This window comes from Bacillus sp. FSL K6-1284 (assembly GCF_038002625.1).
Lineage (GTDB): Bacteria > Bacillota > Bacilli > Bacillales > Bacillaceae > Bacillus > Bacillus paralicheniformis.
The window spans coordinates 4,038,308-4,049,841 of record NZ_JBBOCW010000001.1 but is presented as its reverse complement, the minus strand read 5'-3'; the positions used below and the strand labels follow the sequence as shown (position 1 = coordinate 4,049,841).

The following is an 11,534-nucleotide window of genomic DNA, read 5'->3' as shown; positions in this document are numbered from 1 at the left end:
TGAAGCATGTGTGGAAGATGAAGCATATTCAAGAGCCGCTGCAAACGGCGGGCCTGCTTGGGAAAATGGTCTGGAAATCCGGTCCGCGGCTGATGATTTGCATGGTTATCTTCATGCTGATCGAAGCCGGAGCACCTTTAATCCAATTGTACGCTTCAAAGCAAATGATCGACGGCATTGTCGAGCAGGAAGCGGTCATCTATGCGGAAATATGGGCTGTCATTTATGCGGGAAGCCTGGTCATGATCAGTGTCGTTAAATCATTGGAAAAATGGGTGAAGGCCATGCTTTCTGAGAGGTCGATGATCACAGTCAACAGTTTGTTAATCGACGCTTTTGACCGCATTCCGGGGATGCGTTTTTTTGAGGATCCAAAGTACAGGGACCGGCTGGAAACACTGCGGGATCGCTCGACATGGCTTCCTTCCCAATTCATTAATATCAGTTCGAACTTGGTGACAGCCGTTATGTCTTTGGCGGGCGTTGTTTTAATTATTGCCTATCTGTCGCCAATTCTTGCTGTCATCCTCATTTTATCTACCGCTCCATTCGCTTTTGTCCATAATCATTACAATGAAATGGAGTGGGAATATCACAAGGATTACGCCCCTGTCAGAAGGAGGGCCGCATATGCTCGCCACATTCTGCTCGGGAGACGATCCGCCAAAGAAGTACGCCTGTTTGGCTTGGGATCTTTCTTTCTTGATTTATATCAATCTGCTTTTAAAGGCTTGTATTCTGTGCTGCGGAATATTCAAGTCAGAAGCGCGCGCTGGTCGGTTTTAACGGGTTTCTTATCGGGGGCGGGGACGGGTTTGGGGTACTTTTGGATTCTGTCCCAATCCCATTCAAACAGTTTTTCTGTGGGGGATATATCGTTGTACTTGGGGGCCGTGTTCCAATTATCAACGGCTCTCCGGGATATCGCCAAGGAAGGTGCAGATACGTTGGATATATGGAGAATGGGAAGAGACTTTTTTCTTTTTATGAACGCCGAAAAGGATATCAGGCTTCCTTCCAATGGCGAATCTCTCGGGGACGCAGGACCGCTGGCAGTCGAATTCAAAAATGTCACCTTCCGCTATCCTTTCAGAGAAGCGGCTGCCGGCTCCCGGGAAAATGAAGCTGATGTGAATGAGGAAGATTTGGATATGCTCGATGAGCTTGAAGATGAAGAAATGCGGGAACACGACGAGCAGCCTGAACCGAATGACATGCACACAGGCGATGTTCTAAATCGAATCAGCTTTTCAGTATCACCGGGAGAAAGAATTGCCATTGTAGGGGCGAATGGATCGGGGAAAACAACGCTCATCAAACTGCTCTGCCGTTTTTATGAATATGATGAGGGTGAGATTAAAGTGAACGGCAAAGACATCCGCAAGATCGATCTTCAAGAGCTGAGAAACAAGATGGCGGTCGTGTTTCAGGAATTTGGTAAGTACGAATTGTCACTCCGGTACAATATCGCGGTAGGCCGAACGGAAGCTTTAGGTGATGAAGAAAAACTTCGCGCCGCCGCCCGGTCCGCTAAGCTGGAACCAATCATCGAAGAGTTGCCTGAAGGGCTGGAAACAATGATCGGCCCTGAATGGGGGGGCACCGATTTTTCGGGAGGCCAATGGCAGCGGATTGCTTTAGCCAGATCGTTTATGAAAGATGCCGGACTTGTCATCTTGGACGAGCCGGCCGCATCTTTGGATATTCGGGCTGAGTATGATATTTTTCGGCAATTTCACAGCTTCACAGAGGGAAAAACGGTGATCATGATTTCCCATCGGTTCAGTACGGTAAAAATGGCTGACCGCATACTGGTTTTGAAAAACGGAAGAATTGCGGAAGAGGGAAGCCATCAGGAACTTATGGACAAGAACGGGGAATACAGCAGAATGTTCCGCATGCAGGCCAAATCGTTTCAGGGGAAGGATGAGGTATATTGCTGAAATTTTGTTCCTTTTTCAAAAAGCTGCCTCAAACCGCTTCCATCATCTTTTATGGTTTATCGTTGTTTTGGCGCTGCGACCCTTTTAAGTCGGCTGTTCTATTTTTTATTACACTGCTGAATGCAATGCTCGGACCGCTCCTAGTCTGGCTGAGTGCAGAGGTGATCGATGAGATTGCACGGGCGCCGTTTGAGCTGTCTTCTTGGAATGCGCTTGTTTGGGCGGCCTTTGCATACATTGCTTTTACGCTGATCGTAGATGCCCTTCAGCCTGTGGCTGAAATGCAGAAAAGGCTCCTTACCGCCAAGCTCGAAGCTTATCTTGATGAAATGCTCATGAAAAAGGCAATTTCCATTCCTGATATCGCGGCTTTTGAAGACGCATCTTTTCATACCAATACACAAATCATCCGCTATAATGAATATTTTGTCACGATGTGGGTTTCCATCGTGTCTCAAACCTTCGGCGGAATGGTGATGATTGCAGCCAGCAGTTTACTGATCGGCATGTCTGCACCGTGGGTGCCGCTGCTGTTTCTCATATTGGCCGTTCCTAAACTGTACTGGGAGGCGAAATTAAACAACGCGACCTTTGAAGGACGGAAAGAGGTTCAGGAACTGAGACGGCGCGCGGAATATTATGCAGGTGTCCCTCTCATGTCTGAAACAGCCGGAGAGGTCAAGATATACAATCTTGTTCCTTTTTTTAAATCTTTTTATAAAAACACCTCGATGGAGCTCCTCCATACGCTGTCCAACGATCAAAAAAAACTGGCGCTGTATCAGCTGTTCTGGTCGGTATTACAATCTTTGGCCGCAGGTGCCGTTCTGATTTACATCGTTCACCAGGCTTTTTATGGTCGGTTGTCCATCGGGGATGTGATGCTGTTTATCGGAGCCGCGGTTCAGTTCAACGAAGGAATCAATGAAATGTTCGCTGCGTTTGCGATCGGTGCAAGAGAAACGAGGCACCTCGGAAATGTTCATTCCTTTTTAAACAGCAAAAATGCCATGGAAAATGGGGAAACCGCCCCAGCTGCTCAAAAGGAAAAAGGATTTACATGTGATCAAGTGGAATTTTCTTATGATGGAACCAAAACGGTTCTTGATATTCATAAGCTCGATATTCCATTGAATAAGACGACCGTTCTCGTGGGAGAAAACGGATCAGGCAAAAGCACACTCGTTAAATTGCTCCTGCGTTATTTTGATCCTAATCAAGGCACGATCTCTTATAATGGTTTACCGCTTTATAAGTATGATATTGAACATTACCGGTCAAATGCCGCGGCTGTGTTTCAGGATTTTTTACGGTACGAAATGACATTGAAATACAATATCGGCTTGGGCGACATTTCTTCTTGCACCGACTTGGCTAAAATAAAAAGTGCTTCGGCCTTCGGCGGAGTGGATCAGTTTTTACATAAGCTTGAAGACGGTTATGAAACAGAGCTTGGCAGACTGTTCGGCGGCAGGAATTTGTCGGGGGGAGAATGGCAGCGGATCGCCATATCCCGCGCATTTATGCGTGATGAGTCTGCCGACATTTTGATATTCGATGAACCCTCCTCTGCGCTGGATGTGTTTATTGAGGAAGAGATATTTGATAAGCTGCAAAAGCTGACGCAAGGCAAAACAGTCATTATTGTCTCGCACCGGTTAAGCACGGCCCGTTTTGCCGATCACATCGTATTTTTAGAAAAAGGAAGGGTAGCGGAGGCCGGCACCCATCAAGAATTGATGAAAAATCAGGCCCAGTATGCAGAGCTGTATCGCCTGCAGGCTGAAAAATACGCGCAGTAAAGGAGAAAACAATGAGCAATATAGAAGAACTACGTCTGTTTCGAAAAGAAGATATTGAATGGCTGCAGACTTGGTTTGAGGATGCAGAAGTGAAAAGGCGGCTGGAAGGGATGATGCCGCTTGACGAGTGGTTCAATTTTGCAGACGGGAATGAAAACTACCGGGTATGGGCGGCTTTAGAGGACGGCAAGCCTGTCGGCGTTGTCATGGTTGAAGTTGAGGAGGACTTGACCGGGAACATTGCCCTTGTAGTCGATCCGTTTTTGCGCGGAGGGGGATATGGAAAAGCGCTCATCAAAAGGACGATGGCATTGCCGGAAATGAGCCGGATCAACAAATGGTTTGCCGGAATTGAAGAGGATAACGAGAGGTGCTTAGCGTGCTTCCGATCCGTTGGATATTCATTGGAACATGAACAGCCGGACGAGGACGGCTACTACTCTCTTATTTATTTCCCGGAATCTTAAATAAGGAGCATAAGAAGATGAACTTGATCAAATGGATTGTGGTTTCCGTTATTTCAGTCGCCTTTTTTCAGCCGGCATCAGCCGCTCTATTAAAAGAAAAAGACGACTACACTATTCTTGTATATATGATTGGTTCTGACATGGAAAGCGATTTTCATATGGCAAGCGATGACATTCAGGAAATGATGGATGCGGGTTCATCTTTAAACGTCAATGTCGTTCTTCAGACAGGAGGAGCAAAAAAATGGGCGAACCCGTCGATCAGTCACAAGGTGAATCAGAGGTGGAAAGTCGAACATCAGAAGCTGGCGCCCCTCGAAAATATCGGGAAGACAAATATGGACAGTCCCGGCTCCGTCACAGATTTTATCACATGGGGAGTCAAAACATACCCGGCTAAAAAATATGTATTGATCTTCTGGGGGCATGGGCTTGGCTCCGTTGACGGCTACGGGGGAGACGAAAACTTCGGCAATAAAAAAATGAAAATAAGCGAGCTCCAGTCGGGAATCAAAAAGGCCTATGAACATACGAAGCAAAAGTTTGATTTAATCGGTTTTGACAACTGTAAAATGGCCGGGATTGAAACGGCATATGCCTTGAGGGATTATGGAAAGTACATGCTGGCTTCAGTCGACTATACGAATCAAAACGGCTGGGATTACAAATATGCGCTGCAGTCTGTTCAAGACGACCCTTCAATCGATCCGAAAGAGCTTGGCAGGGAAATCGCGGCAGGCTACATAAAGCAGTCAAAAGAAAACGGTGAAACAGAAGACCTGCAGCAGTCTTTAATTCAATTGAACCGCGTCAAAGGCGCTGTCGATGCCCTCGACAGGTTGAGCTTAAGCATGAACCGGGCATTGAAAGAGCCGGATGGAAAGCGCCTGCTTCACTACGCTCGTCTCGCAGCCGAAGATTATGCAGATGAATCGGATATGGTTGATTTGGCGGATCTGTCAAGCTTGATCGGCCAGCAGATCGGAGCTGAGAAAGAAGCAAAAGAGGTCGTAAAATCCGTCAAAAAGGCTGTCATCATGAACATCAAGTCTCCTGAGCACCCGAGAGGAAGCGGCATGTCCGTTTATTATCCGGCCAGAGACAACCAAAAGCGGTTTGCAGAAAAATCAAAAATATACAACCTACTTGATTTCAGCGGCCGGTATCAAACATTCATCAAAGATTACTCCCATTCAGCATTTAACTTTGATCTATAATGGTGTCTCTTACAGCAAAAAAAGCGCCGGCGGAACAACCGGCACTTTTTTATCGGCTCATGTGCTTTCGAATCAATGGAAGTCCGTAAATGATGAAAGCGGCGACATGGGCGATGACAACGTTGAGAATAAAGAGTACGATCATGAGAGAGTGTCCTGTAGGAGAAAGGCTGCTGGTCATATAGAAAAAGAAGAAGACCCACATTAAAATGATTGGCGGAATAGAAGAAATTGCGACCTTTTTGTTGTCCAGCCATAAAAATAAAGGAGTGGCGCTTGCGATCAGCAAGTAAGCGAAAAACATATCCATGCGTTTTCAGCCCCTTTCAATAATGATAGCGCTGCCAAAAAAGCGGAATGAAACAACAATTGTGTCTAATTGGAGAATAATTTGTGAACATTCTGTTACATTTATTATACCACGTTCTTCGAAAAATGATACATACTGGAAAGCATTTTCCGCTCCAACTATCGGCTCAATTTTCGCGGCGATTCAATAGGACATAAAGGATGAAGGAGAGAAAATGCGTGGAGGAAATTGATCCTGCAAAAGTTAGTCAAGACCGCGCGTTCCCTATACGAAACCGGCAGGATTCCGAAAACGAAGAGAAAGTGACAGGCTGGACCGCACGATAAGGCCGCAGCCCCCTTGGATCAACGACTTTTTCTAAACAAAAAAGGCTCTCGGCATTTGGCGCCGAGAGCCTCTTATTTGTCTAAAAAATAAAGTGGGCGCACAGTACGATGACAGGCAGCGTAATCAGCGTCCGAACGAGAAAAATCAAGACGAGGTCAAGGAATGTCACCGGAATTTTGGAACCGAGCAAAAGACCGCCGACTTCCGACATGTAGATTAATTGTGTAACCGATAAACAGGCGATGATGAACCTGGTCATTTCACTTTCAATCCCGCTTCCGAGCACAGACGGAAGGAACATGTCGGCGAACCCGACGACAAGCGTTTGTGAGGCCTCGGCGGCTTCAGGAACCTGGAGCAGTTCGAGAAGGGGAATGAACGGCAGCCCGAGCCATTTGAAAACAGGTGTATATTCAGCGACAATCAGTGCGGCTGTGCCGAGCGCCATGACGACGGGAGCGACGCCCATCCACATATCGAGCACGTTTTTGGCTCCGTCCTGCAAGAAATCTTTGACGCTTGTATTTTGTTTTGCTTTTGCGACAGCCCGGCTGAGTCCCCATTGGAATGGAGTGTATCCTTCGGGAATCTCCTCTTGATCCTGATCCGCTTGGTCTGTAATATAAGTATCAGCCTTTCTTGATAAAGGCGGAATCCGCGGGCTGATCACCGCGGCTACGGCACCCGCCAGCAATATCGTCAAATAAAACGGAACGAACATATGGGCAAGGTTAACCTGTGAAATAATCACGAGGCAAAACGTGATGGAGACGACTGAGAAAGTCGTGCCGATGACGGCGGCCTCACGCTTCGTGTAGAACCCTTCTTCATACTGTTTGCTTGTCAGGAGCACGCCGATCGTGCCGTCGCCGAGCCATGAGGCCATACAATCGATCGATGACCGTCCCGGCAGCTTAAAGACAGGCCTCATCAGCTTTTTCATCAAAGCGCCGCACAGCTCAAGCAAGCCGAAGTTCAACAGAAATGGCAGAAACAGGCCTGCAAATAAAAAGACGGAGAAAAGAACGGGCAGCAAGCTGAATAATAATGTTCCGCCCGTACTGTCGGCATATACCGCTTCAGGGCCGATCTTAAAGTATGCCATCACTGCGAAAATCATGCCGAACAGGCGGACGATATACCAAAATAAAGATACATTCAGCAAGTTATAGAAAAACTCGCTTTTTTTAATGAAAGCCGGATGAAAGGTTTTGGTGATAAAGGTTAAGATAAATGTTGCGGTTACGATGACCGTCATGATTAACGGCAATTGCTGCTGAAGCAGCTTCTGCAATGCATTTGAAAAGACAGCAATTGGAATCGTTAAATTTCCTTCGATTTTAACGGGAATCATAAACAGAATAATTCCGATAAGCGAAGGGACCAAAAATTTTATGAGATCAAGCCGTTTACGCTTTTGAAGTGCTTTATCCAAATGAAAAACTCCTTATGAATTGGTGATTCTGTATCGCTTCTGCCGGAGGCAAAAGTTTAATTTTATGCAACATTACTCATTTTAATACAAATCAATCAAAAATCAATGAATTTATCACATTCGACAATAGTTGGAAAAATCCTTTAAAATAGAATAGGAATTTGTTCGCAATAAAATCGAAACATTTTATTCTTTTGTACGTCATATCATTTGTGAGGAAGCGGATGCCGTCTTCCTGGATTATTTCATCGTGTCATATTATAAGGGCGGGATTTCGAATGAGTCAGAAAAAGAATATTACAAATCCCTTTTATCAGGGGGATTTGATTTTTGTCTATATTGTCTTTTTTATCATAAGCGTTGTGGCTGTGTACGCCGCTCAGCAGTTTAATCAATATAATGAACCCTTTGCGATGAAACAGTCCCTTTACTATTTGCTGGGGGCCTTTATCATCATCGTGTTTCTTTATTTTGATTTGGAGCAGCTTGAAAAGCTCAGCTTTTATTTTTATCTGCTCGGGATTTTGATGCTGATCGTGTTAAAGTTCAGTCCGGCATATATCGGATCATACAGGTTTGCGCCGGTTATCAACGGTGCCAAAAGCTGGTTTATGCTTCCCGGGTTTACGCTGCAGCCGTCGGAATTCATGAAAATCGGGCTGATCATGTATTTGGCTTCCTTCATGTCGAAAAACGGGCCTGTCGGCAAGCGTACGTTGAAAGAAGACTGCATCTTTCTGCTGAAAATCGCCGGTATTATCATTGTTCCGTTCGGCTTGATTTTAGAACAGGATACGGGTACAGCCGGAATCGTCGCGTTTGTCATTCTTGTGATGGTATTCCTGTCGGGCGTGAACTGGAAATTGATTTCTCTCATCTTCGGAACGGGTCTTACAGTCATTGTTTTGATTTTGTTTGTCATTATCAAATTTCCCGATGTCGCGGGAGCACTCGGGGTTGAACAATACCAAATCAACCGCGTCATGACCTGGGTCAATCCGAGCGAACAGAATGCCGACGATAAAATGCAGGTCGAAAGGGCGCAGCTGGCGATCGGTTCGGGGAAAGTATTTGGAAATGGTGTAAGCGATCTTCAAGTCTATGTACCTGAGGCGCAAACAGACTTTATTTTTGCCGTCATCGGCGAGAGCTTCGGGTTTGTCGGATGCACTTTTGTTGTCATTATGTTTTTCTTCCTAATTTACCGGCTTGTCGTGCTCATAGACCGAATACATCCGTTCAGCAGGTTTGCCTCATTTTTCTGTGCGGGCTTTACCGCTTTAATTGTCATTCATACCTTTCAAAATATCGGAATGAATATCGGCATTATGCCCGTGACCGGCGTCCCGCTGCTTTTGGTCAGCTATGGAGGAAGCTCAGTCGTAGCAACCTTGATCGGCTTCGCGGTTGTCTACAATTCAAGCTGCCAGTTAACAAAGTATCAAAGCTATATGTTCAAATAACAGCCTGATGCATGCAGGCTGTTATTTTATTCACCCTTTTTCGCAATGTGAACGGTTGTTCATGTTATAATGAAAGTTAGTGCTTTTGATGAAGAAATAAGGCGGGGTACAATGGGTCAGAAGAAAAATACGACAAGTCCCTATTATCAGGGAGATTTGATTTTTATATTAGCCATGTTCTTTTTAATCAGTGTGATCGCTGTTTACGCTGCAGAGCCGTCTTTTTCACTGAAGGGCTATCCGGCAAAGCAATTGTTCTTTTATCTGCTCGGCATTTCGGTGATCGTCGGCTTTCTCTATTTTGATCTGGAGCAGCTTGAAAAATTCAGCATATACATATATCTATTCGGCATCTTGTCATTGATCGTGTTAAAGTTCAGTCCAACGTCGATCGCACCGATTATCAAAGGAGCGAAAAGCTGGTTTCAATTTGGTTCGGTCACGCTGCAGCCGTCGGAATTTATGAAAATCGGCCTGATTATGATGCTGGCTTCGGTGATTTCCAAAGCAAGTCCGAAAGGCTCGCGCTCGATGCAGGAGGATGTTCACCTTTTGCTGAAAATCGCAGGGGTATCTGCGGTTCCGGTCGGTTTGATTTTAATGCAGGACGCCGGTACGGCCGGTATCTGCATGTTCTTTGTCGCCGTTATGGTGTTTTTATCAGGTGTGAACTGGAAGCTGATTTCGATTGTGGCGGGGTCAGGAATCACCCTCGTACTGCTCGTTCTGTTTTTGGTGATCAATTTTCCGGAGTTTTCGAAGGATACGCTGCACATCCAGCAATATCAGATCAACCGGGTGATGACATGGGTCGATTCGAGCCAGCAGGACGCGAACGATACGTATCAGACCGAAAAGGCCGTTACGGCGATCGGCTCTGGAGAAATCTTCGGAACGGGTATGAACAATTTGAAAGTCTACGTTCCTGAAGGCCAAACCGATTTCATCTTTGCCGTCATCGGGGAAAGTTTCGGTTTTATTGGCTGTACTTTTGTCGTCATCCTGTTTTTCCTTTTCATTTACCGGCTTGTCGTGCTGATCGATAAGATACATCCTTATAATAAGTTTGCGTCATTTTTCTGTGTTGGGTATACGGCGCTGATCGTCATCCATACATTCCAAAATATCGGAATGAACGTCGGACTGATGCCGGTTACGGGCGTTCCCCTTCTGTTCATCAGCTACGGAGGGAGCTCTGTGTTGTCTGCTTTGATCGGCTATGCGATCGTTTATAACGCCAGCTGCCAGCTGACAAAATATAAAGGGTATATGTTTAAGTAAAAAAGACAGCCGAATCAGGCTGTCTTTAATCTTGGTTTAAAAATGCGAGAGCTGCCGACACAAGAATTTTCGCCGCGTTCAGCATGCCTTTTTCATCGATATCAAACAGCGGGTGATGGTGCGGGTAAACGGCTCCAGTCTGCGGATTGCCCGCGCCGGTAAAAAAGAATGATCCAGGGACATGTTCTAGATAATAAGAGAAATCTTCGCCGATCATATTCGGTTCGAGTTCGATGACAGCTTCAAGGCCGACGATTCGTTTGGCACATTGGCGGACGATGTCCGTTTCTTTTTCATGGTTGACGACAGGCGGGTAGCCTTTTTCATAATCGAGTGAAAATGAAGCGCCATTGCTGTCGCAGACGCCCTTGATGACGCGTTCCATCTCGGCGATGATCGTCTCTTGGACATGCTTTGAAAAGGTGCGGACCGTTCCTTCGATGACCGCTTCTTCGGCGATGACGTTAAATGCCTGGCCTGAATGAAATGTTCCGATCGACAAAACGGCTGCTTCTGTCGGATCGATTCTGCGGCTGACGATTTGCTGAAGATGGTTGACGACCGAGGCTCCTGTGATTAAAGCGTCCGTCGTTAAGTGAGGCGCGCCTCCGTGTCCGCCCCGCCCGGATATCGTGACTTTAAATTTATCAGCGGCTGCCATCATCGGGCCTGATGTAACACCGACTTGACCGACGGGCATCGGAGCCCAGATGTGGGTGCCGAAAATGGCATCCACGCCTTCGAGACAGCCGGCTTCAATCATCGGCTTGGCGCCGCCTGGTGTGACCTCTTCACCGAATTGATGGATCAGCACGACATTTCCCTTCAAGTCTTTTTGGTGCTTTGCCAGGGCTTTTGCGGCTGTGAGGAGAGCCGACGTGTGGGCATCGTGTCCGCAAGCGTGCATGACGCCGGGGACAGTCGACCGGTACGGAACATTTTTTTGATCCTGTAATGGCAGAGCGTCGAAATCGGCTCTCAAGGCGACCGTCTTGCCGGGGCGGCCGCCTTTAATATGACCGACGACCCCTTGTCCGCCGACATTTGTTCTCACGTCAATCCCGAGGTTTTCCAAGTAATTTGCAATGGTGCGCGGTGTATTGACCTCGCGGTGGGAAAGCTCCGGATATTGGTGAAAATGTCTCCTGAGTTCGATCATTTCCGGATATAATGCATCTAATTCTTCAATTACAGACTTCACCGTCATCTCCCTTTCCGCTTCAAAAATTGTAAGACGATTCTATCATTTTACCATATGAAATTGAATCCATCTGCAGTCCGCCAAACCG

The 11,534-nt window shown here is 46.5% G+C and carries 9 protein-coding genes; 6 read left to right on the top strand and 3 right to left on the bottom strand.

Annotated elements, in window-relative coordinates; all coding sequences use genetic code 11:
* Positions 1–17 precede the first annotated feature (17 nt).
* From MHB72_RS20680 to MHB72_RS20665, 4 genes are read left to right on the top strand one after another with little or no spacing between them, the layout of a single operon-like run.
* Positions 18–1,943 (top strand): ABC transporter ATP-binding protein, encoded by a 1,926-nt coding sequence (locus MHB72_RS20680; protein WP_254121892.1) that lies wholly within the window; start codon positions 18–20, stop codon positions 1,941–1,943.
* The gene (locus MHB72_RS20675; RefSeq protein WP_216919288.1) at positions 1,937–3,745 is read left to right on the top strand and encodes an ABC transporter ATP-binding protein; all 1,809 of its coding nucleotides are present in this window, start codon (positions 1,937–1,939) and stop codon (positions 3,743–3,745) included. The genes MHB72_RS20680 and MHB72_RS20675 overlap by 7 nt, the downstream gene beginning before the upstream one ends.
* 11 nt (positions 3,746–3,756) lie before the next feature.
* Entirely contained in the window at positions 3,757–4,212 is a 456-nt protein-coding gene (locus MHB72_RS20670) for a GNAT family N-acetyltransferase (protein ID WP_146874623.1), read from the top strand.
* A gap of 17 nt (positions 4,213–4,229) precedes the next feature.
* Positions 4,230–5,429, top strand: a complete 1,200-nt coding sequence (locus MHB72_RS20665) for a clostripain-related cysteine peptidase (protein ID WP_216919289.1) — start codon at positions 4,230–4,232, stop codon at positions 5,427–5,429.
* A 49-nt stretch (positions 5,430–5,478) separates the two neighbouring features.
* Here the strand turns inward: MHB72_RS20665 and ywcE are convergent, their stop codons facing one another.
* Positions 5,479–5,739: a spore morphogenesis/germination protein YwcE gene (ywcE, locus tag MHB72_RS20660; protein ID WP_020453353.1), complete on the bottom strand. Its 261-nt coding sequence runs from the start codon at positions 5,737–5,739 to the stop codon at positions 5,479–5,481.
* Positions 5,740–6,145: 406 nt separating this feature from the next.
* Positions 6,146–7,501 (bottom strand): YjiH family protein, encoded by a 1,356-nt coding sequence (locus MHB72_RS20655; protein WP_026580270.1) that lies wholly within the window; start codon positions 7,499–7,501, stop codon positions 6,146–6,148.
* A gap of 278 nt (positions 7,502–7,779) precedes the next feature.
* On the opposite strand from MHB72_RS20655, the gene MHB72_RS20650 reads away from it, so the two are divergent.
* Both MHB72_RS20650 and MHB72_RS20645 read left to right on the top strand, forming a co-directional pair.
* The gene (locus tag MHB72_RS20650; RefSeq protein ID WP_023857011.1) at positions 7,780–8,964 is read left to right on the top strand and encodes an FtsW/RodA/SpoVE family cell cycle protein; all 1,185 of its coding nucleotides are present in this window, start codon (positions 7,780–7,782) and stop codon (positions 8,962–8,964) included.
* A gap of 111 nt (positions 8,965–9,075) precedes the next feature.
* Entirely contained in the window at positions 9,076–10,245 is a 1,170-nt protein-coding gene (locus MHB72_RS20645) for an FtsW/RodA/SpoVE family cell cycle protein (RefSeq protein WP_023857012.1), read from the top strand.
* Positions 10,246–10,270: 25 nt separating this feature from the next.
* Here MHB72_RS20645 and MHB72_RS20640 read toward each other — a convergent pair whose 3' ends face one another.
* Complete coding sequence (locus MHB72_RS20640; RefSeq protein WP_340903809.1) at positions 10,271–11,446, bottom strand: amidohydrolase; 1,176 nt, start codon at positions 11,444–11,446, stop codon at positions 10,271–10,273.
* Positions 11,447–11,534: the final 88 nt, after the last annotated feature.